The sequence below is a fragment of the Aliiglaciecola sp. CAU 1673 genome (assembly GCF_029223185.1).
GTDB lineage: Bacteria > Pseudomonadota > Gammaproteobacteria > Enterobacterales > Alteromonadaceae > Bowmanella.
Genome location: NZ_JARHUG010000015.1, coordinates 88,791 through 113,035 on the forward strand (window position 1 = coordinate 88,791; position 24,245 = coordinate 113,035).

At 50.9% G+C, this 24,245-nt stretch carries 21 protein-coding genes and 2 pseudogenes; 8 read left to right on the forward strand and 15 right to left on the reverse strand.

Features of this window, described 5'->3' with window-relative positions; translation table 11 throughout:
- Position 1 precedes the first annotated feature (1 nt).
- Complete coding sequence (locus tag P2G88_RS14725) at positions 2–511, reverse strand: O-acetyl-ADP-ribose deacetylase (RefSeq protein ID WP_275797255.1); 510 nt, start codon at positions 509–511, stop codon at positions 2–4.
- A 190-nt stretch (positions 512–701) separates the two neighbouring features.
- Between P2G88_RS14725 and tal the strand changes: the two genes are divergently transcribed.
- A complete protein-coding gene (tal, locus tag P2G88_RS14730) occupies positions 702–1,655 on the forward strand; it encodes a transaldolase (RefSeq protein ID WP_275797256.1) in 954 nt (317 codons plus the stop codon).
- A 31-nt stretch (positions 1,656–1,686) separates the two neighbouring features.
- Positions 1,687–3,336, forward strand: coding sequence for a glucose-6-phosphate isomerase (pgi, locus tag P2G88_RS14735; RefSeq protein ID WP_275797257.1), 1,650 nt, complete (start codon positions 1,687–1,689; stop codon positions 3,334–3,336).
- Here the strand turns inward: pgi and P2G88_RS14740 are convergent.
- Positions 3,333–4,727 (reverse strand): ATP-binding protein, encoded by a 1,395-nt coding sequence (locus tag P2G88_RS14740; RefSeq protein ID WP_275797258.1) that lies wholly within the window; start codon positions 4,725–4,727, stop codon positions 3,333–3,335. The genes pgi and P2G88_RS14740 overlap by 4 nt on opposite strands.
- Positions 4,728–4,963: 236 nt before the next feature.
- Between P2G88_RS14740 and P2G88_RS14745 the strand changes: the two genes are divergently transcribed.
- Both P2G88_RS14745 and P2G88_RS14750 read left to right on the forward strand, forming a co-directional pair.
- Complete coding sequence (locus P2G88_RS14745) at positions 4,964–5,140, forward strand: DUF3545 family protein (RefSeq protein WP_275797260.1); 177 nt, start codon at positions 4,964–4,966, stop codon at positions 5,138–5,140.
- 247 nt (positions 5,141–5,387) lie between these two features.
- Positions 5,388–6,416 carry a DUF2157 domain-containing protein gene (locus P2G88_RS14750; protein WP_275797262.1) on the forward strand — a complete coding sequence of 343 codons (1,029 nt, stop codon included), beginning with the start codon at positions 5,388–5,390 and terminating at the stop codon, positions 6,414–6,416.
- A gap of 1 nt (position 6,417) precedes the next feature.
- Here P2G88_RS14750 and P2G88_RS14755 read toward each other — a convergent pair.
- From P2G88_RS14755 to P2G88_RS14785, 7 genes and pseudogenes are all read right to left on the reverse strand, one after another.
- A pseudogene (locus P2G88_RS14755) lies at positions 6,418–6,534 on the reverse strand (uracil-DNA glycosylase); the annotation flags it as partial.
- 99 nt (positions 6,535–6,633) lie between these two features.
- Positions 6,634–6,750, reverse strand: a pseudogene (locus P2G88_RS14760) (uracil-DNA glycosylase); the annotation flags it as partial.
- Positions 6,751–6,849: 99 nt separating this feature from the next.
- Positions 6,850–7,452 carry a uracil-DNA glycosylase gene (gene ung / locus P2G88_RS14765; RefSeq protein WP_275797305.1) on the reverse strand — a complete coding sequence of 201 codons (603 nt, stop codon included), beginning with the start codon at positions 7,450–7,452 and terminating at the stop codon, positions 6,850–6,852.
- A 49-nt stretch (positions 7,453–7,501) separates the two neighbouring features.
- Positions 7,502–8,785 carry a threonine synthase gene (gene thrC, locus P2G88_RS14770; RefSeq protein ID WP_275797263.1) on the reverse strand — a complete coding sequence of 428 codons (1,284 nt, stop codon included), beginning with the start codon at positions 8,783–8,785 and terminating at the stop codon, positions 7,502–7,504.
- A 1-nt stretch (position 8,786) separates the two neighbouring features.
- Positions 8,787–9,743 carry a homoserine kinase gene (gene thrB / locus P2G88_RS14775; protein ID WP_275797265.1) on the reverse strand — a complete coding sequence of 319 codons (957 nt, stop codon included), beginning with the start codon at positions 9,741–9,743 and terminating at the stop codon, positions 8,787–8,789.
- An 8-nt stretch (positions 9,744–9,751) separates the two neighbouring features.
- Positions 9,752–12,211, reverse strand: coding sequence for a bifunctional aspartate kinase/homoserine dehydrogenase I (gene thrA / locus P2G88_RS14780; RefSeq protein ID WP_275797267.1), 2,460 nt, complete (start codon positions 12,209–12,211; stop codon positions 9,752–9,754).
- A 226-nt stretch (positions 12,212–12,437) separates the two neighbouring features.
- Positions 12,438–12,830, reverse strand: coding sequence for a response regulator (locus tag P2G88_RS14785; RefSeq protein WP_275797269.1), 393 nt, complete (start codon positions 12,828–12,830; stop codon positions 12,438–12,440).
- 100 nt (positions 12,831–12,930) lie between these two features.
- On the opposite strand from P2G88_RS14785, the gene aceK reads away from it, so the two are divergent.
- The 3 genes from aceK to P2G88_RS14800 all read left to right on the forward strand — a co-directional run bounded on the left by aceK (position 12,931) and on the right by P2G88_RS14800 (position 16,905).
- A complete protein-coding gene (gene aceK, locus P2G88_RS14790) occupies positions 12,931–14,664 on the forward strand; it encodes a bifunctional isocitrate dehydrogenase kinase/phosphatase (protein ID WP_275797271.1) in 1,734 nt (577 codons plus the stop codon).
- Between the two features lie 269 nt (positions 14,665–14,933).
- Positions 14,934–15,785 carry a hypothetical protein gene (locus tag P2G88_RS14795; RefSeq protein ID WP_275797273.1) on the forward strand — a complete coding sequence of 284 codons (852 nt, stop codon included), beginning with the start codon at positions 14,934–14,936 and terminating at the stop codon, positions 15,783–15,785.
- Positions 15,786–15,795: 10 nt separating this feature from the next.
- Positions 15,796–16,905, forward strand: a complete 1,110-nt coding sequence (locus tag P2G88_RS14800) for a DUF4785 domain-containing protein (RefSeq protein WP_275797274.1) — start codon at positions 15,796–15,798, stop codon at positions 16,903–16,905.
- Between the two features lie 31 nt (positions 16,906–16,936).
- On the opposite strand, the gene P2G88_RS14805 is transcribed toward P2G88_RS14800, so the two are convergent.
- A complete protein-coding gene (locus P2G88_RS14805; RefSeq protein ID WP_275797275.1) occupies positions 16,937–17,335 on the reverse strand; it encodes an MAPEG family protein in 399 nt (132 codons plus the stop codon).
- Between the two features lie 33 nt (positions 17,336–17,368).
- Between P2G88_RS14805 and P2G88_RS14810 the strand changes: the two genes are divergently transcribed.
- Positions 17,369–18,307: a pyridoxal-phosphate dependent enzyme gene (locus tag P2G88_RS14810; protein ID WP_275797276.1), complete on the forward strand. Its 939-nt coding sequence runs from the start codon at positions 17,369–17,371 to the stop codon at positions 18,305–18,307.
- On the opposite strand, the gene P2G88_RS14815 is transcribed toward P2G88_RS14810, so the two are convergent.
- The 5 genes from P2G88_RS14815 to P2G88_RS14835 all read right to left on the reverse strand — a co-directional run bounded on the left by P2G88_RS14815 (position 18,297) and on the right by P2G88_RS14835 (position 24,238).
- On the reverse strand, positions 18,297–18,719 hold the full coding sequence (locus tag P2G88_RS14815) for a DUF192 domain-containing protein (RefSeq protein WP_275797277.1): 423 nt from the start codon (positions 18,717–18,719) through the stop codon (positions 18,297–18,299). The two genes, P2G88_RS14810 and P2G88_RS14815, sit on opposite strands and share 11 nt — an antisense overlap.
- A gap of 62 nt (positions 18,720–18,781) precedes the next feature.
- Positions 18,782–19,957 (reverse strand): hydroxymethylglutaryl-CoA reductase, encoded by a 1,176-nt coding sequence (locus tag P2G88_RS14820; protein ID WP_275797278.1) that lies wholly within the window; start codon positions 19,955–19,957, stop codon positions 18,782–18,784.
- Between the two features lie 332 nt (positions 19,958–20,289).
- On the reverse strand, positions 20,290–22,902 hold the full coding sequence (gene acnB / locus P2G88_RS14825) for a bifunctional aconitate hydratase 2/2-methylisocitrate dehydratase (protein ID WP_275797280.1): 2,613 nt from the start codon (positions 22,900–22,902) through the stop codon (positions 20,290–20,292).
- Positions 22,903–23,147: 245 nt separating this feature from the next.
- The gene (locus P2G88_RS14830; protein WP_275797282.1) at positions 23,148–23,984 is read right to left on the reverse strand and encodes an HDOD domain-containing protein; all 837 of its coding nucleotides are present in this window, start codon (positions 23,982–23,984) and stop codon (positions 23,148–23,150) included.
- Positions 23,981–24,238 (reverse strand): DUF1289 domain-containing protein, encoded by a 258-nt coding sequence (locus P2G88_RS14835; RefSeq protein WP_275797284.1) that lies wholly within the window; start codon positions 24,236–24,238, stop codon positions 23,981–23,983. Before P2G88_RS14835 ends, P2G88_RS14830 begins: the two co-directional genes overlap by 4 nt.
- Positions 24,239–24,245: the final 7 nt, after the last annotated feature.

The following is a 24,245-nucleotide window of genomic DNA, read 5'->3' on the forward strand; positions in this document are numbered from 1 at the left end:
ACTATTCCTCTATGGCTTGTTGCATGGCCTGTAAAATATCCATCGAGAAAGCACAAAGGAGTATCTCTTGGACATATACACAGTTTTTACTGGCCTCGCGCAATGTCTTCGCGGCGATAGCACAGGCTTGCTCGACCGGATACCCGAAAACCCCGCAACTGATAGCCGGGAAAGCAATACTGATAAGATGCTGCTGTTCTGCCAGTTGCAGGCTGTTGCGGTAACAATCAGCCAAAACCGACGCTTCTCCTGATTGTCCCCCCTGCCATACCGGACCGACGGTGTGAATAATGTATCTGGAAGGTAATTCGAATCCTGGGGTTATTTTGGCATAACCAGGCTGACAGCCGCCCAACGTTGCGCAGTATGCCTTAAGCTTAGGACCGGCGGCTCGATGAATGGCGCCATCCACGCCACCTCCCCCCAACAAACCTTGATTGGCGGCATTGACAATGGCATCCACGGCCAGCTTGGTAATATCCGCCTGCACTGCTTTAATACTGATTTTCATAGGTCGTCTGATTTGTCGCAAAGACAACAGAAAGGTTACTATTACTCTTCTGCGGCGGTCAAAATTAAAGACCCAGGCCATTCAACTGGCCTACCCGATTCAGCGCAAGCGAGAGACACCGCGGTCGCCGCTAGAGTTCCACCCAGCAATGTTGTAAATTTACAACTAAACAAGCATTTTTGAGGGCAATATGGCTAATCAACTGGAAGAATTAAAGAAAATTACCACCGTGGTAGCGGACACCGGCGATATCGAAGCTATCCGTAAATATCATCCGGTCGATGCTACCACCAACCCTTCCCTGCTGCTTAAAGCCGCTCAGCTGCCTCAGTATCGTCGCCTGATTGAAGAAGCCGTGGCCTATGCCAAGCAACAGACTTCCGATCCCGAGCAACAAATCATCGAAGCAGGCGACAAGCTGGCAGTGAAGATTGGTCGTGAAATTCTGGATATTATTCCTGGCCGCATTTCCACCGAAGTGGACGCACGCTTGTCTTTCGATACCCAGGCCACCATGGATAAGGCCCACAAGCTTATCGAGCTGTACGGCAAGCTGGGCGTCAGCAAAGAGCGTATTCTGATCAAGATCGCCTCCACCTGGGAAGGGATCTGCGCCGCCGAGCAGTTGGAAAAAGAAGGCATCAACTGCAACCTGACCCTGCTGTTCAGCTTCGCTCAGGCTCGTGCTTGCGCCGAAGCCGGTGTCTATCTGATATCCCCCTTTGTGGGCCGCATTCTTGACTGGTACAAAGCCAATACCGATAAGAAAGACTATCTGCCTCATGAAGATCCTGGCGTAAAGTCGGTCACCGAAATCTACGGCTATTTTAAAGAGCACGGCTACAAAACCGTGGTCATGGGGGCCAGCTTCCGTAACACCGGCGAAATTCTGGAACTGGCAGGATGCGATCGCCTGACCATCAGCCCCGAACTGCTGGAGCAGTTGGCGCAATCCAGTGCCCCGCTGAGCATCAAGCTTAAAGATCATGGCGCCAGCAAGACACCGGGTGAGCGTATCGATGAAAAAACCTTCCGTTGGCAGATGAATGAGGATGCCATGGCCACCGAAAAGCTGGCTCAAGGGATCAGAGGTTTTGCCGCTGACCAGGTAAAACTGGAGCAAATGCTGAAAACTTTCTTTTAAATTGCATCGCTAACGTTATCAAGGAGAGCCCATGAGCAGCCTGACCCAATCTGTCGCCTGGCAGTCGCTAACTACGCTGGCCCAAAGCATAAAAGGCCAGCATATGCGCGACTGGTTTGCCGCCGATCCTACCCGGGCAGAGGCATTTAGCTTATCTGCTTGTGGACTCTACCTGGATTACTCCAAAAACCTGGTTAACCGACAGGTGATGGACGCGCTATTTTCACTGGCTGACGAAAGACAGCTGGCAGCAAAACGCGATGCCATGTTTGCCGGCGAGGTTATCAATCACACCGAAGGACGCGCTGTGCTGCACACGGCACTTCGCAACTTCTCTGGCCAGGCCAGGCATGTGGATGGTCAGGACGTGATGCCACAGGTGTTGGCGACACAAGCCAAAATGAAAGCCTTTACTCAAGCTATTCACAATGGCGAACACAAAGGCTATACCGGCAAAGTCATCCGTCATGTGGTCAGCATTGGTATCGGCGGCTCTTTCCTGGGTCCCAAAATCATGTCGGAGGCACTTAAACCTTTTTGGCAGGATAAGGTGAAGGTGCATTTTGTTGCTAATGTGGATGGCAGCCATATCCAGGATGTGCTTAAAGGCCTCGATGCACAGGAAACCCTGGTGGTGATGTCGTCAAAATCCTTCACCACCCAGGAGACCCTGCAAAACACCCTGACAGCCAGGGATTGGTTTCTGCATAGCGGTGCCAAACAAACGGATATCGCCAAGCATTTTGTGGCGGTATCTTCCAATGTAAAGGCCGCCACCGAGTTTGGCATTGCCGAAGAAAATATTTTCCCCATGTGGGACTGGGTAGGCGGGCGCTACTCTTTGTGGTCGGCTATCGGCCTGCCTATTGCCCTGCAGTTAGGATTCGAGAACTACCTTGAATTGCTGCAAGGGGCCTACGAAATGGATTGTCACTTCCAAAACGCCCCGCCAGAGAAGAACCTGCCAGTGATCATGGCCATGCTCGGCGTCTGGTATGTGAACTTTTTCGGTGCACAAAGCCATGTGTTATTACCCTATTACCACTATTTACGCGGTTTCCCGGCCTATGTGCAACAGCTGGATATGGAAAGTAATGGCAAGTCTGTGACCGTGGATGGCGAGTGGGTGGATTATGCTACCGGCCCGGTGATCTGGGGTAGCGAAGGCACCAATGGACAACATTCATTCCACCAGTTGATTCACCAGGGACAGGTGATGATCCCGGCCGACTTTATGCTGCCACTGAATGTCCCAAATCAGGACAATACTCATCATGCCATGCTGGCTTCCAATTGCTTTGGTCAAACCCAGGCCCTGATGCAGGGTAAAACCTATGAACAGGTTCTATCGGAACTGCGTGCCAAAGGACTGGACGAGGAAAGCGCTAAGGTGCTGGCCAGGCATAAAACCATGCCCGGCAACAAACCCAGCAACACCTTGTTGTTCCAGCAACTGGATGCCAGAACATTGGGTGCCTTAGTCGCGCTTTATGAGCATAAGGTGTTTGTGCAGGGAGTGATTTGGGGTGTCAATTCCTTTGACCAATGGGGTGTGGAATTGGGCAAAGTGCTGGGCAATCAAATTTTGGATAAATTGCAGGATAGGGAAGCATCCCTGGGCTTCGATGCTTCTACCAATCAACTTATTGAGAAATTCCGCAGAGCACAAAACGGACATTAACGACCAAGGTCTTTGGTCCGTGCTTGTATGTGAGTGGGCAATGACAGCGTAAATAAACTCCCGGCGCCAGGTTTGGATTCCACGGTTAATTGTCCTCCCAACTTGGCGGTTACCAGGTTATAGCTGATAGACAATCCCAAACCCGAGCCGCCGCGTCCTCGCTTGGTGGTGTAAAAGGGCAGGAATACTTGCTTTCGCACATCTTCGGACATGCCCACGCCGTTGTCTTTGCAACGAATAAGCACCGTCCCAGGTTCCTCAGCCAAGATCTGCACACAAATACAATTTCCCCGATGAACAGCAAAGGCATGCAGGCAGGCATTACTGACCAGATTAGTCATGATCTGCGCCAATGCGCCTGGATAGCTGTGCATCTCGACCGGACCTGAGCAAAGCAACTCCACCTCAACATTTTTGCTTTTTAACAGCGGGGTGAGGCTGGACATCACCACGCGCAGATAGTCGCTAAGTTCAAAAGTCACCAGATCCAGATTGTGCTGATCCACTGCGGTTTTTTTGAAGTTCTGGATAAGGTCAGCCGCCTCACGCAAGTTTTGCCCAATCAGAAGCAAGGTTTGCGACATATCCTCCATACCACGCTCCATGGCTGAACGGGTCAGGGACTGTTTTCCCATCTTTGTGCGCAGTTCCTTGAGCACATGCTCACAATAACTGGTGGCGGTCACGGCAATGCCTAAAGGGGTATTGACCTCATGCGCCACGCCCGCTACCAGGTTACCCAAAGACGCCATCTTCTCATTCTCGACCATCTGCTCCTGAGTTTTCTTCAGGGTATACAGCGTTTTTTCCAGGCTGGCAGTACGTTGCTGCACCAATTGCTCCAAAGATTGATTGGCGACTTCCAATTGACGGGCATAGTCATCACGCTCTTTGGCACTGAGGATCCGCGACACCAGTTCACTAACTGAGGAAACGAAATCCAGTTCCTCGTCGCGCCATTCGCGCTGCTTGCCAATTTGCTCGCAACATAAAATACCGACCATCTTTCCGCGATGGCGAATAGGCGCATCCAGAATTGACTGAATATGCAAAGGATTAAGGTAACCTTCAGTAAACTCACAGGTCAGGGGGTTAGTTTTAGCATCTTCTGCGGCAATGATAAGTTTGGTGTCCAGCGCTTCGAAATAGCGAGGATATTGCTGGCGGGTGAGAATGGTGTCTTCTTCGCGGGTTTGATGATGGAGATCGATTAAAAGCTCACATCGCATACAAGAGGAATCCGAATCCAGCATCCACAGGCTGGCCCTCTCAACTTTAAGGCCTCTGAGCAACACCTGCAGAATATATTCCTCTGCCTGCGCGACATTACCTGTGTCGATTATATCGGATTTGGTCGCTTCAAGAAGCAACGCTTCAAGATACGGCTGCATTAGACCTGCATGCTCCCTGTGCATCTGCCCGCAAAGGCGTTTTCAGTCTTAAATTACTAGAATAGTCTATGCAAAATAGACTGGCAGATTGATTAATTTTTTATCAATTCAATCAGGGAGTTATGACCTGTCATAAAATCTTCAAAAAGTGTTAATAAAAAGTAAAAGGAGTTGTTCTATTTTCGAGCTGGCTATGGTATATCCATAAGTGCGGTAAACAAATAAGGAGATCTCCCGTGGATCAGTCAGATTTGATGTCGATGTTAGACTTAGAGTCCCGTCCCGCCAAGAGCAAGAACAAGAAGCGTAAGTGGAGAGAAATCGAAGCCATTCAGGATGAATACAGACTTCGCCGTGAGTTAGCTGATATGGATGTAATGTTGGATTACGAATTAAGCGAATCCGACTTGTAGAATAGTTTGAAAAGCCCTGCACCGCAGGGCTTTTCTGCTTTTACCCATTGCTGTAGACCTGCTTTTTCAAGGATTTCAGGTTTTGGGGTGGGGTATTCCTCGAAAAGTGGTGTGATACTGTACTCGCCGCATTCAGCTTTGTTTTCTTCTTCAGGCTTTCTGAAGAATCTTGTGTCTGGCGTGGTGACATTTCATTCCATCATCCATAGTATTGCTCAAATCAGAATCACTTCATTACGGATAATCCATGAAGATCTCCAAACAATTGCTGCAGGATGCAGTAGCAAACAGTATCCTTTCACAGACCCAGGCCGACGCCTTGTATGGCTTTTTACAGCAACGACAAGACCAGACTCCCCGCTTCGATTTTACCCATGTGCTGTATTATCTGGGTGGCATGTTGGCTATCGGCGCCATGACCTTATTTATGAATCTGGGCTGGGAAACCTTTGGTGGGGCGGGGATTTTTTTTATTTCCCTTCTATACGCGGGTATCGGTCTTAAAATGAGCCAGCACTTTGAAGCGCGGTTTCTGAGCATACCTGCCGGTATCTGTGCCACCTTTGTGGTCGTGCTCACCCCGCTGGCCATCTATGGATTGCAACATTGGCTGGGGATTTGGCCCGATGACAGCCAATACCGGGAATACCACCGGATTGTGCACTGGCACTGGCTGTATATGGAACTAGGCACCCTGGCGGTGGGTGCAACTTTGTTATGGCGTTTTCGCTATGCCTTTTTGGTGATGCCACTGGCCGTCACCTTATGGTATTTGAGCATGGATCTGGCAGCCCTATTAAATGGCACCCCGGTTGATTGGGAGCTTCGTAAATTAGTCTCCATGTATGTGGGTCTGCTGATGATAGGCCTGGCTTTTTGGATAGATATTCGTTCGCGCATAAGCGTCGATTATGCTTTTTGGATTTATTTGTTCGGCGTCATCGCCTTTTGGTGTGGATTATCGCTGCAACACTCCGACAGCCAGCTTTCCAAGTTTATTTACCTGTGTATCAATCTAGTCATGATTGGGGTTGGTGTAGTACTGGTACGAAGAGTCTTTGTCATCTTTGGTGCTATTGGGGCGGCGGGATACTTTGGTCAACTGGCTTGGAATGTATTCAAAGAAAGCTGGGGATTTCCCATCGTACTGACCTTGATCGGCCTTGGCGTTATTTACCTTGGGGTATTTTGGCAAAAGCGTGAGCAACAGCTTAGTGAGAAGGCCAGAGCCTGGTTACCCCAAGCCCTTCGCGAACTGTTGGAAGCCCGGCATTAACCTAAACCTGCCAGTCGATGGGTTCCTTTCCCTGACCTACAAGCAACTCATTAGCTTTGGAGAAATGCCCACAACCAAAGAAACCACGATGGGCGGATAGAGGCGAGGGGTGAAGGCCGTCTCGAGACGAGCGCGGGCGCACAGCTCGGCTAGGCCTGAACGCGAGGACAGAGGACGTCCGAGCTGGGCAAAGCCTCGCCAGGGATGTCCTCCTACCTTAAACCTGCCAGTCTATGGGTTCCTTTCCCTGCCCTACAAGTAACTCGTTAGCCTTGGAAAAATGTCCACAACCAAAGAAACCACGATGGGCGGATAGAGGCGAGGGGTGAAGGCCGTCTCGAGACGAGCGCGGGCGCACAGCTCGGCTAGGCCTGAACGCGAGGACAGAGGACGTCCGAGCTGGGCAACGCCTCGCCAGGGATGTCCTCCTACCTTAAACTTGCCAGTCGATGGGCTCCTTTCCCTGCCCTACGAGTAACTCATTAGCTTTGGAGAAATGCCCACAACCAAAGAAACCACGATGGGCGGATAGAGGCGAGGGGTGAGGCGCCTTTAGCACAAAATGTTTGTTGCCATCGATAATGGCGCCTTTTTTCTGTGCGTGACTGCCCCACAGTAAAAATACAATACCCTGCCCGGCTTCATTTAACAGCTGGATCACCCTATCCGTAAACTGCTCCCAGCCAAACTTGGCATGGGAATGGGCCAACCCCTGTTCAACGGTCAGCACGGTATTCAGCAACAGTACACCCTGCTCTGCCCACTTTTGCAAGCAGCCATGTTGAGGAATTTGAAAGCCGGGAATATCCGACTTAAGTTCCTTAAACATATTCACCAATGAAGGTGGCGTGGCCACACCGGGTAACACCGAAAAGCAAAGCCCATGGGCCTGTCCCGGTCCGTGATAGGGATCCTGTCCCAGGATCACCAGCTTAACCTGTTCAAAAGGCGTGTATTTAAAAGCGTTAAATACATCAGCCTTGGGCGGATAAATCACTTTGCCACTTTCACGTTCCCGCTGGACCCGGGTAAGCATTTCCTGAAAGTAAGGCTGTTGTTTCTCAGGACCCAGCAATGTCTGCCAATCAGACATTGGCAATACGCTCCAGAAGATGTTGTTTCAGTCTATCGTAGTCATAGGGCAGGGTGACCGACAATCCCTCTTTACCCGCCACTTCGGCCAGGGCCGGCGGCAGGCTAATGGGTTGTCCCAACACATTCTCTACTGACTCTCGGAATTTGGCTGGATGGGCCGTACCCAGAAATATCCCCCGCTGGCCTTCAGCCAACTCCCGCTTCAGAGCTTTATACGCTACCGCCGCATGGGGCTCACTGATATAGCCCACAGAGGCCAACTGACGCATGGCGAGCTGAGTATATTCTTCATCTACCGCATCGGTGGACAGACAGCTTTTGTCCAGGTAACCATATTGGAATAAGGCCTCAATACGTGGCCAGTTATTGGGCTGGCTTACATCCATGGCATTAGACAGGGTGGCCTGGGTAGGCTGCGGTGCCCATTCACCGGATTTCCAGTAACGGGGCACGGTGTCATTGCTGTTGGTGGCTGCCACAAAATGGCCGATGGGCAAGCCCAATGCCTTAGCAATCATCGCCGCTGTAAGGTTACCAAAGTTACCACTGGGCACCGACACCAGCGGTGCCTCTCCTTGTGGTAATTGTGCCACTGCCTCAAAGTAGTAACAGACTTGAGCGAGCAAGCGACTGATATTAATGGAGTTGGCGGAGTTCAGATGCAGCGCCTTGCGGGCATGGCCGTCATCAAAACTGGATTTCACCAATTGCTGACATTGGTCGAAATCGCCTTCGATGGCGATAGTATGGATATTGCCGCCTAAGGTGGTGAACAGCTTTTCCTGTAAGGGGCTGATTTTGCCCTTGGGATAGAGGATCACTACCTGAATATTGTCCAAACCATGGAAGGCATGAGCTACAGCGGCACCGGTATCGCCGGAGGTGGCGGTCAGAATAGTGATTTTCTCGCCTTTGGCCAGCTGTGCCAGGCATTGGGCCATAAAGCGACCACCGAAATCCTTAAACGCCAAAGTCGGCCCATGGAAAAGCTCCAGACAATAAATATTGTCTTCCACTTCCACCAGAGGTGCCTCAAAGTTAAAAGCCTGCTCGACCATGGCTGATAATCTGGCTTTGGAGATTTCGTCACCAATCAGGCGATGCAAAATTTCGGCACTACGCGCTGCAAAAGGCATGGCCAACAGCGCGGCAATATCATCAAAAACCGGTAACGAAGCGGGGAAAAACAGCCCTTGCTGACTGCCAAGGCCCTGTTTGACAGCCTGACTGAAGGATACGGTTTCACTGGGCACTTTTAGATTGAAGAGTTGCAAATTACACCTTTAACGCTTGTGAACCACCAAGATCCAGCCGGCAAACGCGGCTGAAGCCCTCTGAATTCTGTATATAATGCTCGCCAAGCCAGGTTTCGATTCGCTTGGCAGTGTCCAAATTGTCTGTTACCGCAAACACGGTCGGCCCCGAGCCGGATATTCCAAAGGCAATGGCCCCCTGTTGCTGAGTGAAGGCTCTGGCCTCATCAAACCCTGTCAGCAGTGACTTACGGTATGGCTCGGCAATCACATCCTGCATCATGGCACCGGCTAAAGCACGATCGCCGCAGTGCAAGGCATGGACAAACACACCTAACTGACGGCCAAAGGTCAGGGTATCTGCCAGCGGGACCGTTTTAGGCAATATCCGCCGCGCTTCGGCAGTAGAAACCTTAATCCCTGAATAACACACCACCCAGTACCAGTCATCAAATACCGGTAGTGACAAGGCCACTTTGTCGCCTGCCTGGGCCATCAGCACCAGTCCGCCGAGATAGCTTGGCGCGACATTGTCATAGTGCACACTGCCACTGATTTGGCCTTCCAGCTCACCCATCATTTCTAACAATTCGGTTTTGCTAAAGGGCTCACCGTAAAAGGCATTCAGGCCATGCAAAGCGGCCACTATGGAACTGGCGCTGGAGCCCAGACCACTGCCGATGGGAAGATTTTTATACAGCACCATGGCCACAGGTACAACCGGCTTGCCGCGCTGTTTCAGACGCTCAGAGAAGAAATGGTAGCTGTGGGTGATAATGTTATCGTCCACCCCGGGAGGTAGTTTGTGGGCAAAGGTGCCTTTGATGGACAGACTGAAGCTTTCAGCCTGGCTGACCTCCACTTCATCGCCGAGCAGACTGCCGTCCACAGGTTTTAGTGCGGCACCTAATAAATCAAAACCTAAACTGACATTGCCAATGGAAGCGGGCGCATAGGCCCGGATCATCTCATACTCCATGATCGACTTTACTCCTGTTTCCACGGCATGGTGCGCAGGATATCGGCAAATACACCGGCGGCGGTAACTGCCGCACCCGCACCATAACCACGGATCACGAAAGGTATGGGTTGGTAATAAAGGCTGTGAATGGCCAAGGCATTTTCACCGTCTTTTACCACATGCAGGGGGTGACGGGCATCTACCGCCTGAATACCGACCTTGCAGCGCCCTTCTTCGATACTGCCCACGTAGCGTAGCACTTTGCCTTCGGCCTGGGCAGCACTGAGGCGCTTACGGTAAACCTCATCCAATTTACCAAGGCGCTGCATAAATTCATCCACCGAACCACTGGCATCAAAATCTGCCGGCAAAATAGATTCGATGTCGATGTCTTTAAGCTCCAGTTGCAAACCAGATTCCCTGGCCATAATCAGCAGCTTTCGCGCCACATCCATACCGCTTAGATCGTCACGGGGATCAGGCTCAGTAAAGCGTTTCTCGCGGGCAATAAGGGTAGCTTCAGACAGGCTAAGGCCCTCTTCCAGCTTACCGAAGATAAAAGAAAGCGATCCTGAAAGAATACCTTCAAAGCGCACCAGTTCATCCCCGGCATAGATTAACTTTTGCAGATTGTCGATCACCGGCAGGCCTGCACCTACGGTGGTTTCATACAAGAACTGGCGACGGGTCTTTTGCGCTGTGTCACGCAGAGCATCATAAAAGCCCATATCGGCGGTATTGGCTTTCTTATTGGGGGTGACCACATGGAAACCGGCCTGCATCATGGCCAGATATTGATCGGCGATTTCAGTACTGGTAGTGCAGTCAATAATCACCGGGTTGACCAGGCTGTTGTCATGTACGAACTGCTCGAGTCGCTCCAATGAATAAGGCGCGGTGTTGTGCTCAAGCACCTCACGCCAGCCATTTTCCAAATCGATGCCGCCTTTTTGCAACAGCAAGCCGTTACTGTTGGCGATGCCATAGACCTTGAGGCTGATATTGCGTGCCAGTAACTGCTTCTGCTGACGGGTAATCTGGCTTAATAGCTCACTGCCCACCGTGCCACAGCCAATCAGAAATACGTCCAGGGTGTGCAGATTGCTAAAAAAATTCTGGTGTACCACCTTTACCGCTTCTTTGGCTTTGCTGGCATCGATCACGGAAGAGATTGATCGCTCAGAAGAGCCCTGGGCAATGGCAACGATATTGACGCGGGCCTGGGTCAAAGAGCCGAAAAACTTAGCCGCCATGCCTTTGGCTTTGCGCATACCGTCACCGACCAGGGTAACGATGGCTAAGTCCTGACGCATCTCGATAGGCTCCAGAAGTTGATTCTGCAGCTCCAGATGGAAGGCTTCTTCCAGGGCAGTCAGGGCGCGTTTGGCATCTTTGCTATGTACACAGAAACTGATGCTGTATTCAGAAGAAGATTGAGTGATAAGGCTAATGGAGATATTGGCGTTGGAGATCACCTCAAACACCCGGGCGGCCATGCCCACCATGCCTTTCATGCCGGGACCAGCGACGTTAAACATAGTGATATCAGACAGATGGGAAATCCCCTTAACGCTGGTCCAGATTTCACTGCGTTCGTTGCTGATCAAGGTGCCGGGCGCGGCAGGGTTCAGGGTGTTACGAATGAGGCAAGGAATATGGTGCTGGGCGATAGGACCGATGGTTTTAGGGTGCAGCACCTTGGCGCCGAAATAAGACAGTTCCATGGCTTCCTGGTAGGTCAGTTTATCGAGCAGCACTGCCCCTTCCACCTGATTAGGATCGGCGTTGTAGACACCGTCCACATCGGTCCAGATTTCACACAGATCGGCATCGATACAAGCGGCCAGAATAGCCGCAGAATAGTCCGAACCATTGCGCCCCAAGGTGACTTTCTCACCTTTGTCGTTACTGGCCACAAAACCCGGCATAATCAGCATCAGTTCTTTATGGCGCGGAATATCGGCAAACCGCGCCTTGCTTTTGGCCACATCGGCAATGCTATCCAGATAGTCCCCTTCAGCCAGCACATGGGTATGGGGGTCGATAATCAGGTTGTCATGACCAAAGTTAAACATGATTTCACTGAAAATTCTGACGCTGACATATTCACCCAGACTCAGGATTTTGGCCGTTATCGGATCCGGTGAGCAGCGCAGCAGGCGAATACCGGCCAGATTTTCATGTAATTCCGAGAGGGTCTTGTCGATATAGAGCAGCAAGTCTGTTTGATTAAACTTATCCAACTGCTGGCCAAGATCTTTGGCAATGCCGGTTAAGGTAGTGTTGAGGGTATCGAATAAAGGCTGAAAATCTTCACCACTCACGGCCTGGTCGACCAATGCTGAGAGAGCATTGGTCACGCCTTTCGGTGCCGAAAGCACCACGGCTGCGCCGTCCGTCAGGTGGGCATCCAGGACGATGTCCTTGACCATCAAATAACGCTTGGCATCTGCCAGGGATGATCCACCAAATTTCAAAACCTTCATGTGCTGCTCCTGTTGGATGTCTTTTAGCCCGGCTCACGTTTGGAAGGGGAAAAAAAAAGCCCGCTTCCTTTGGGGTCGCGGGCTTTGTGTTTTCATTCGTGCACTAACCAGCGACCACCTCGAAGAGGGTGGTAATGGTCATCATGGTCATAGCACGAGTATTCATGTTCATGGCTTCAATCTGCCGTATAGACGTCTATATGTCAATAAGCTTTTTGGCTATAAATTATGCCGAAGCTAAGCGCTTGGCCACCCGATATAAACCGTAATCGGTTAGCACCTGCTTCAGACAAGCGGATGAAATGGGTTTAGGTAAAAATGCCAATGCACCTAACTCCAGAGCACGCGCCTGAGATTGCGGTTGTACGTCAGCTGACACGACCACCACAAATGTTTCAATTTTTTCTTCGCGAATGGCTTCCAGCACGGCCATGCCATCCATATTCGGCATCGTCATATCCAGCAATAACAGTCCGATATGTTGTTGACGCAGGATGCCCATCGCTTCCATCCCATCGGCGGCGAACAACAGTTCCACCGGCCAGTCAACGGGCAGGGCACGTTGTGCCGCCTTTCTCGCCAACATGGAGTCGTCACAGATAAGTACAGGAAAGTCCATTTATGCCTCTTTGTTATTGTTATTCTGTTGGTATTTGCCGTTGTACCAGGCTTATTCACTGGTTATCTTAGTGCCGTATTTATACCGATTCGGAGCGCGCTTGTCAGCCACTAGTCCCAAACAGATTGCTTACGAAATCCTCAAGGGCTTTGAGAAAAGCTTTCGCTGGTATAGCCGCATCACCAAAGAAGCGCAGCAACGTTTTGAACAGGCACGCTGGAAAGAGGTACAGGGTGCGGTGCGAGAACGTATCGCTATCTATGACAAGAGCCTGACCGAAGTGGTCGCCGATATCTACCAGTATGTGCATCCCCACCAGCAAAGTCGTGACTTCTGGTGCGAGTTAAAACTGCACTATCTGAAGCAATTGGATAACCATCCGCAGTTTGAACTGGCCGAAACCTTTTTTAACTCGGTGATCGGTCGCTTGTTCAAACACCAGAAGATTGATGATGAAATCATGTTTGTATTGCCCAGCCGTTGCTATCTGGCTGGGCAGTTCAGGGATAAGGTGGTAAACGACTTCGACGCCACGGGTAGCATCCGCAGTCTGTTACTGGCGATCATGCAGCACTATCGTTTTCAATTGGATTTTGAAGACAGGGAAAGGGATCTGGCCTGGACTGAGCGCTACCTGCGTGAATCTTTCACCCAAGCCCAACTTGCTGCCATCCATAAAGTTGAGATTTTACAGCCGGTTTTCTACCGAAATAAAGCAGCCTATCTGGTCGGCCGTATGTGCGCAGGCAACGAGCAAATCCCTTTTGTGATGGCGCTGATGCTCAACTCCCAGGGCAATATGTATGTGGATACGCTATTGACCGATCGCAACCACTTAAGTGCCCTGTTTGGCTTTGCCCGTTCTTATTTTATGGCCGACACCCAATACCCTGCTGAAGTAGTGGCTTTCCTGCAGCAACTGTTACCAAATAAAAAACACTTCGAACTGTATATTTCCCTGGGCTATTACAAACATGGAAAAACGGTGTTCTACCGCAATTTTCTGCAGCATTTGTCGCAATCACAAGATCAGTTTGAAGCCGCACCGGGTATTCGTGGCCTGGTGATGGCGGTATTCCATCTGCCCTCTTATGGCGTAGTGTTTAAGCTGATTAAGGATGAATTTGCCGAGAGCAAAAAAATCACCCGCCAGCATGTGATTGACTGTTATCGGTTGGTAAAGATGCATGACCGGGTCGGCCGTATGGCCGATACCCATGAATACATGAATTTCCGATTGCCGCTGCATCGCATCAGTGCAGAACTGTTAGAAGAATTGCAGACAGTGGCGGCCAGCAATTTAGAGATTGCGGGCGACGAACTGATCATTAAGCACTTGTATATCGAGCGCAAAATGACGCCGCTGAATATCTATCTGGATCAGGAACAGGATGCGGAAAAAGTGCAAAGCGCCATTGATGATTTAGGGCGCTGCATCAAACACATTGCTGCGGCCAATATTTTCCCCGGCGATATGTTGCATAAGAATTTCGGCATTACCCGTCATGGCCGGGTGATTTACTATGACTATGACGAAATCTGTTATATGAATCAGCGTAACTTTCGCGCCCTGCCCCACAATGATGATCCCTATGCGCTTGATACCCTCTCAGTCGCTCCCGACGATGTGTTCCCGGAACAGTTTGAATACTTTATCCTGAGTAAACCGCCGCATAAGGCACTGCTTAAAGCACTACATCCAGAGCTATTGCAGCCAGAGTATTGGCAGCAGTTGCAAAAAGAAGCTGCTACCGGGCAAATTAAAGACATCCATCCCTATCCCGATAAGCAGCGCTTTATCCGCCGTTTTGGCGGCGACACGCTTACAGACTGATTTTTCAGCAAATAGTCACCCCCCTTCTTCTGCAAGAAAATGTAAGCGAGTACTCGCTTCTGCATAGAAGCAAAAATTTAAAGCATTGTTCCTATTAGCCCAATCACGATGACAATTATTTTTGCAGGTTGGACATCTGACCACTTTACAGCAAAAAAATTTGCCTATAGGCTAACGTCCGACTTAACAAGTCATTAACAAAAGGCGACGGTCCATGCAGGCAGTGTTGTATGGCAGTACGCCAAATAACACGTCAACAGGAGAACAACATGCAACTGTGGAAAAGCCTGATGCTTGCTTTGTCCTTGGGACTGGCAGCCACGGCCAGCGCCAATCAGGGTGTGGCCTTCGTGCATGGCACCGGCAATCAGTCGGATGCCTACAATGACTATTGGACCGGCAATTTTATCAACTCGGTGATGTCGGGTAACGGCAGCCGGTATGTGGTGATAAATTGCAACTTTGATAAATTTATGTGGGACTCGGCCGCCGCCGGCTGCCTGGCAGGTCAACTTACCAGTTTTATCCAGAATCAGGGGATCACCAGTCTGTATGTGATCACCCATTCCAACGGTGGAAATGTAGTGCGCTGGATCCTTTCCAACCCCACCTACGACAGCCGCTACCCCAATATCATCAACAAGGTACGTCAGGTGACAGCCCTGGCACCCTCTAGCCTTGGCACGCCGCTGGCCGATGCCGTTACTGCCGGAAACGTATTTGAAACGACCTTAGGCTGGATCCTGGGCTATGCATCAGATGCAGTTAAGCAACAACAAGTCAGTTGGATGAGCTATTACAACAGCGCCTATCTGTATGGCACCAGCGGTCGCCCTGCCCTGCCCAAGCCCTTTAAAAATGTGGTGGGTTCGGACGTGGACTCAGCTATTTGGGACAGTGACAGCTACTGTGGCGGCTACCAATATCAGGTGTCTCTGGAAGTCACGCAAAACTGGCTGGATAGCTGCTCAGATGGTTTCCTCAATTGCACTTCTCAGGCAGGCGCCGGCAATCTCTGGTTCTATGACAAAAACCGCACCGCCGGAAAGGAGCCTTTGAGCCACCATCAATCACGTCGCCAGTGTTTCAACCTCGACCGCATTTTGCGCGATGATATTTAAGGAGTTACCCATGAAGATGTCCACACTGGTATTGGGTCTGACATTGGCCTTGGGTAGCAATGCGTTTGCCGAGGAAAATGACTTTGCCCATTTTAGCTTTCCCCTGCTCAACCAACAGATAGAAACGGCTGGCGAAAAGCCATATATCACCAGTAGCGATGAGTACAGCATTCAGGTCAGCGGTAAAGCATTGAGTAAAGGTTTAAAGCTGGATCTTACTCAAGGTCAGGCGATGATCCTGGTAAGCCGTTTAGGCACTGCTCAGGCGCTGAACACAGAGATGCTATCTGTGACCGGTAGTCGGCAGGGCCAGTCCTGGGTTGCCGAGCGTATTAGCGCAGAGCAGTTAGCCCAAACTGGGGTTTTCAGCGGTACTCTGGCGCTGAAAACCACTGCTCAGGTAGGCCCGGCATTGCTTAAAACAGCACAACAATTAAGCGATAAAGACAACTACCGGATCACAGTAAAAGAAAAGGGCTCGGCTTATCGCCTGAATATGCAAGTGGCTCGTCAGAACCACACCGATCAGGAGACAGCTAGCGTTTTGGCTTCGATCCAGCATTTAGGTCAATCACTTGATGCGAGCCAGCTTAATGCCACCTTGGTTGCGCCCAACGGTAGCATCCAAGATCTGATGGTGGGCCACACAGGAGAGGGTCAGGTAGAGATAATGATACCTAAGGTCAGTAACCCCGTCCCGCCAAGCCAGGGAATGTACGAAGTGCATCTTTCTGCTAAAGCACAAGATAAGGGCCTGACTATTCGACGGGATGGCAAGATTGCACTGGCCTTCGCTAACAAGCAGGCTGACCTGAACGCAGTGACCTTGGTAACCGACAAGCCGTTGACAGCAGAAGTGGCGTTATATGTGGACGCCCCCAGTCGTTATGAAATCCGTGCGGTGCTCTATGCGACCGATGCCAACGGCACTCTGCAACCAGTGATGGAAACCCATGCCGCACAAACCCTTGGGGCGGGCGCAGCCACACTGAGATTGCCCTTCGATGCAGCCATCTTAACGGCATCCGGTTTAGGTAAGCCTTACATGCTTCGCGATGTACGCCTGTTCGATCAACGACAACTAGGCCTGATTGACAGCCTGGCAGAAGCAAATCTGTAGCTGAAATAAGAACGGGGCTTTCGCCCCGTTTTTACGCTGCCACTTTGGCCATGGCTTCCCACAGCATCAGCATGCTGCAGACGATCCCCACCATCCATACGCTGCTGCGCAGCTTATCCCAGTCAAGCAGATACATCAGGTTGTAAAGGATACGGGCGACCACAAACACCATAGCCAAGGTCTCGGTGTAACCACTCACCGCATCTACCGCAACCACGGCCAATGCACAGGGCGCAAAAACAATCAGAGCCTCAAAGGCGTTTTCATGGGCCGCCTTGGCGCGGGCACCAAAGCCGGTCAGGCTTCGCTGCTGTTCCCTTGGCAAACGGTTGTTATAACCTCCGCTTTTGGCCATGGCATAGGCTAGTGGTGCTTTGGCCACAAAGGGCAGAAGACAGCTAATAAAAATGCAAAGGAGTATGGTATACATAGCGCGACTTTATAGGTTTAAAGAACCAGCATAATGCCCCCATCCTCAGATGCCAATAGCCTGAACACTGCCGCCGACACCCTGACCGCGCGCCTTGAGATTCAATCTCCTTCTCCGCTTCAACTATTTCAACCCGATTGGCCCGGCGCCAGTGAGCTGCAAATATGGGTAAAGCGGGACGATCTGCTGCATCCCATTATCAGTGGTAATAAATGGCGCAAGCTGAAATATGCCTTGGCGCAACTGCAGGTGGAGAATATCGACAAGGTCATCAGTTTCGGTGGCGGGTTTTCCAACCATCTGCATGCCTTAGGCTATTGCTGTCAGCGCTTGGGGATAGCCCTTGAAGCGCGAATTCGGGGGGATTACAGCAAGCATCCTAGCCCCATGATTGATGACTTAATACGCTGGGGCACCACGATTAAGTATTTGAATAAGCGTAGCTACAAGGAGCAAACCGAGCTTGCGGCGGCAAATGCCCTTACCACAGACGAAACGCATACCAGAGTGATTCCAGAGGGTGGTAGTCAACAGCAAGCGCTGCCAGGTGTGGCGGAGATACTCAGTGAGTTGCCCCGGGATTTTGATCATATCCTCTTGCCAGTGGGTAGTGGCGGTACCCTTGCCGGCCTGGTCTCTGCCAGTCCTGGCGCTAAACTGCATGGCATCGCGGTATTAAAGGGGCAAGACTATCTGGAACAATTGGTCAAAAATCTGCTGGATGGGGCCAATCAAAACCACTGGCAAATACTGCATGATTACCATGGCGGCGGTTATGGTAAAGCAGATAAAAACTTGCAGGCATTTTGCCATGAGGTTGAGGAAAACAGCGCCATACCGCTTGAGCCGGTCTATAGTGGAAAGCTGTTTTGTGCTGCAAGGCAGTTGATGGAGAAAGGCTATTTTAACGCCGGCAGTAAGATTCTGTTGCTACATACCGGCGGTCTGCAAGGAGCGAGAGCTAGCGGGTAATACTGACCTTATCGCCAACCCGGATTTGGTTGCGGGCAAACCAGCCCTGATTCATCTCTAAAGCATATTTGGCCAACACTTCAGAGCTTACCGAGCGCAGATCGTGCGGCTCCATGGGCTTGATAGCAATGATACGGCCATGTTCATCCACAAAGGCCACATCCAAAGGGATCAAGGTATTCTTCATCCACATACTGATCACCTTGGGCTGTTCGTAAGAAAAGATCATACCGCAGTCTTCACAAAGTTCGGGACGAAACATCAATCCTTGCGCCCGTTCCTCGAAGGCCTCAGCCAATTCCAGCTTGAGCACCCTATCCTTGATTTTCACCTGTACCGTACCGAACTGAATTTGGGAAGCACATGCCCAAGAACAGCTGAACCACACCAAAAATAACACCCAACGCGTCATAACATGCCCTTGTTACAAAAAAGGCGGGCTCTTGCCCGCCTAACTGCAAGATTCAGGGGTCATTATGGTCTATTTCGACCCATCTTGTCATGGCTGCTGACCCAATGACCGGCAATCACTGCACAAGCCAGGGAAATATCACCTGCCAATACCGTTGCTGCCACAATCTCAGCCAGTTTATTGGCCTTGCCCATGCCGTAGCAGCCCATCAGTTCCAAACATTCTTTTTGGGTTGGCAACCCGGTGCCGCCGCCGTAGCTGGCTACAATCAGTGAAGGCAACGTCACCGCCATATACAGATCATCATTGTCCAACAGTTCGTGCGACAGGTGACCAGCATGAGATTCCACCACGTTGGCTTCATCCTGACCGGTGGCAATAAAGAGCGAAGCAATACCATTGGCAGAATGGGGACCGTTATATGCAGCACCAGCGATACGGGCACCGGTATTCGACAACACTGCCGCTTTAGCCAGCAATTTTGTGTCGGTATGCATAATGCGCTTAATCACCTCTTTCTTGAGCACCACTTCGGCAATCACCCGACGACCGCGAGAATGGATCATATTCAGATGTGAATGCTTCTTATCGGTATCCATATTACCGGACAGCAAATAATCACAAGGAATAGGTGAATTAGCTTTGATCCATTCACTGGCAGCCAAGGTGGCCTTACCCACCATGTTCTGACCGGCCGCATCGCCAGTGGTGTAGTTAAAGCGCAGATAGCGCATTTTTGCTACAGACCATTGTTCGATATGCATCAACTTACCGATGCGGGTGGTACTTTCGGCAACTTTGGCAATATGCTCAAAATTATCAGAGATCCACTGACCAAAGTCCCTGGCCTGACGGGCATTGTCAAACAGGAAAGCCGGTGCACGCTGCATAAATTGTTCAACAACCGTGGTGGTGACGCCGCCACATTCATTGAGTACGCGCATACCGCGGCTGTAGCTCGCCACCAATGTGCCTTCGGTTGTCGCCAGCGGCACATAAAAATGACCTTGTGCATGCTCACCATGGATCAGTACAGGCCCCGCAATCCCCACCGGCATCTGGGTGATACCGATAAAGTTCTCCACATTACCCGGCAGTACCGCTGGGTCAATAGAGTATCCACCGGTGAATTCCAGGGATGCGCCGGTTTCTTTTGACAGAAACTCTCTTCTTAACCGAGCTTGCTCATTGGTGTAATCATCTTTGGTGTTACGGGGGATACGAGGGAGGTCTTGCATTGTCTATCCTTTTTCATTGGTTATCACTGAGAATATAAGCGCAGCGCAAAAACGCCAGTCGCATCAGTGAATTAATTGGTATTCATTACTCAACTAAGCATGATTTAAGCCAACAGCTATTAAACAGGGCATTGATGGCAAAACCATGACGCTCCTCACTTTAATACCACCAATTTGGTGCAGAGCGGAAAAATTTCGCACCAAAATGCGGCTCCAGCACTATAAGTGTGCAACCGGGAGTGTGACCGAATAAATTCCCCATTCGGTTAAGAGCTGGAGGACCTAAAACAAAAAACCGGGACAAGTCCCGGTTTTTTCAGTCTGATTCGGCCTTAGGCCACATTCAAGGTCGGAATGATCTTGGCCTTAGCCGCATCTTCCGCTTTCTTGAACTCATCCATACGGTCAAAGTTCAGGTAGCGGTAGATATCTCCGGCCATGGCATCGATCTTACCGGCATACTGAAGGTATTCTTCAGTAGTCGGGATACGACCCAGGATGGCACCTACTGCCGCCAGTTCCGCAGAGGTCAGGTACACATTGGCGCCATCACCCAAACGGTTGGGGAAGTTACGGGTAGAGGTAGACAACACAGTGCTGCCAGCCGCTACGCGCGCCTGGTTACCCATACACAGAGAACATCCGGGCATTTCTGTGCGCACACCGGCGCTACCGTAGATGTTGTAATAACCTTCTTCCATCAACTGCGCCTGATCCATCTTGGTCGGTGGTGACATCCACAGACGGGTGGTCAGAGGCTTCTTGTACTGCTCAAGCAATTTACCGGCAGCGCGGAAGTGACCAATGTTGGTCATGCACGAACCGATAAACACTTCATCGACCTTATCACCGGCCACTTCAGACAGGGTCTTGGCATCATCCGGATCGTTAGGACAGCACACAATAGGCTCTTTGATATCGGCCAAATCGATTTCGATGACTTCTGCGTATTCGGCATCGGCATCGGCCTTCATCAGCTCAGGCTTGGCCAGCCACTCTTCCATCTTACGGGCACGACGCTCAAGGGTACGGGGATCGCCATAACCGTTGTTGATCATCCAGCGCAGCATGGTGATGTTAGAGCGCAGGTACTCAGCAATGGAGTCTTCGGACAGCTTGATGGTACAACCGGCGGCAGAGCGCTCGGCAGAGGCATCAGACAACTCAAAAGCCTGTTCAACGGTCAGGTTTTCCAGACCTTCAATTTCCAAAATACGACCGGAGAAGGCATTGACCTTGCCTTTTTTAGCGACAGTCAGCAGGCCTTGTTTGATGGCGTACAGAGGAATGGCATGTACCAGGTCACGCAGGGTGATACCAGGCTGCATCTTACCTTTGAAACGCACCAACACAGACTCAGGCATATCCAGTGGCATTACACCGGTAGCGGCTGCGAAAGCCACCAAGCCAGAGCCTGCCGGGAAAGAAATACCGATAGGGAAACGGGTGTGTGAGTCACCACCGGTACCTACGGTATCGGGCAGCAGCATACGGTTCAGCCAGCTGTGGATAATACCGTCACCTGGACGCAGGGACACACCGCCACGATTCATAATAAAATCAGGCAGAGTATGCTGGGTTTCGATATCCACTGGCTTGGGATAAGCAGCGGTATGGCAGAATGACTGCATGGTCAAATCAGCAGAGAAGCCCAAGCAGGCCAGGTCTTTCAGTTCATCACGGGTCATGGGACCAGTGGTGTCCTGAGAGCCAACAGTGGTCATCTTAGGCTCGCAGTAAGTACCGGGGCGAATTCCTTCAACACCACAGGCACGACCAACCATTTTCTGCGCCAGGGTAAAACCTTTACCGGTATCGGCAGGCTGATCCGGGGTCATAAACAGATCCGATGGACCCATGCCCAGGGCTTCACGGGCTTTGCCGGTCAGGCCACGACCCACGATCAGATTAATACGGCCACCAGCACGCACTTCATCCAGGATCACGCGGGATTTGTATTCGTACTGAGCCAGTACTTCGCCGGTTTCGGCATTTTGGATCTTACCTTCCAGAGGGAAGATATCGATCACATCGCCCATGTTCATATTGTCCACATCGGCTTCAAAGACCAGGGCGCCGGCATCTTCCATGGTGTTAAAGAAGATAGGCGCCACTTTGCCACCGATACAGATACCGCCACCACGCTTGTTAGGTACGCCTGGCAGATCTTCACCGAAGAACCACAGTACCGAGTTGGTAGCAGACTTACGGGAAGAGCCAGTACCCACAACGTCACCCACGAAAGCAACAGGGTGGCCCTTGGCTTTAATCTCTTCGATTTGCTTAAGCGGACCGACTTCGCCTTGCACTTCAGGGGTCAGACCTTCACGCTTCATCTTGTACATAGCGCGGGCATGCAAAGGGATATCAGGGCGAGACCAGGCATCCGGTGCCGGTGACAGGTCATCGGTGTTGGTTTCACCTGTTACTTTGAACACAGAAACGGTGACCTTTTCAGGAATTTCCGGACGGCTGGTAAACCACTCGCCGGCAGCCCACGACTCGATCACGTCCTTAGCAAAGCCGTTACCGGCTTTCATCTTCTCTTCCACGTCGTGGAAGGCATCGAACATCAGCAGGGTGTGCTTAAGCTCTTCGGCAGCGAGCTCGGCCAGATCTTTATCATCCAGCAGCTCAACCAGGGTTTCGATGTTGTAGCCGCCGTGCATATTGCCAAGCAGTTGCACGGCTGCATCTTTAGAAATCAGTGGTGAACTGGCTTCACCTTTTACAATTGCGGTCAGGAAGCCGGCTTTAACATAAGCAGCTTCGTCTACGCCTGGTGGTACGCGCTCGGAAATAAGCTCCACCAGAAACGCTTCTTCACCCTTAGGGGGATTTTTCAATAACTCTACCAGCTCAGCGACTTGCTCGGCGCTCAGCGGTTTTGGGGGGACACCTTCAGCGGCACGTTCGGCGACGTGATGACGATATGCTTCTAACACAGTTTGGTCCTCTCTTGATTTAGCTGCCGGCGCACTGGGCTGTCGCTGGCGCGGCAGGGAATTTAAGCTGACGAAGTATAAGGGTTTATTATGAAAATTTAAATTTGCCTGGCCTTTTCTTAACTTATAGCCAATATAAACCGCGTTTATCTTGATGGAATTTTAATAAAAAAGGTGAATGAGTTGAGAAAGGTTCTCAAAAACTGGCCTTACCTCTGAAATTCAACGTCGGATTACCTGATGACCTAGAACAGATCGGGGTTCATCACTGACAGCAATTTCATGGCATCCATTTTGGTAAACTTGATGGCATCCTGAATATCTTCATGATCCAGCTTTAGCTTCTTGACCGCGGCTGGAGACAGTAAATCATCCAGACAATAGCGGTTATCCACCATATGCAGTGCCAGCCTTACCGCCAAATGGCCAATGGCCAGATCGTTGCCGCTTTTGGCCTTCACTTCGTCATGCACATGGGCAATGGTGTAAGCAAACTGCACCGGTAACTGCCAGTTTTCCAGAATCTGCGCCGAACACTGGGCATAGGTAAAGCCCAATACCTCTTGCTGGCGCTGCCATGGCAATTGACCCGCCACATAGCGTTGACATTCACTGGCCAGGTCAGGGAATCGGGTAGCTACCACCAGTTCTGCCAACTGATGCAGCAATCCCATGACAAAATATTCATCGCTACCTCTGGCCTTATTCATCTTAGCCAGCTGCTTGGCAAGCAGTCCCGCGTAAACGCTTTGCTGCCAGAAGCGCTTTAGATTGATGGCTTCATTTTCGAAGTGCCGAAAAGCCGATGCCGCGGTCTCTGCCAGAGCCAGGTTATACAATGCTTCGCCGCCAATCACATTGACCGCTTTGGACAGTGAATTGACCTGGGCAGGAAAACGAAACAAGGCGCTGTTAGCTAACCGCAGTAACTTGGAGCTTAATGACGGGTCGAGCGCAATAATGTCGGCAATATCCGCCGCATCGGCGGCAGGATCGTCGAGCAGAGCGCGGATCTTATGACAAGTGTCAGGTAGAGCAAAAGACTGGCTGGCATATTTGGCCAGTTCATCGGCACGTATCATCTATCCGCTTCTCCAAATCCAAGTTGCTGCTGCGACGCAGCCTGTTCATTGTTTTTCACCGAACTTTGTTGCTGCGCCCGGCGTTTGCGCATGGTGCATGCTTTGATCACCTTGCGTTTCGCATCGGGTGTTAATTGCAACCAATATAGCCGCTCTTCCCGACTTCGGTAACAACCCAGGCAAAAGCCCTTGTCACCGGCCTGACAAACACCGATACAAGGGCTGGGAATATCGAAAAACTCGAGTTGTTCCATGCTGTTT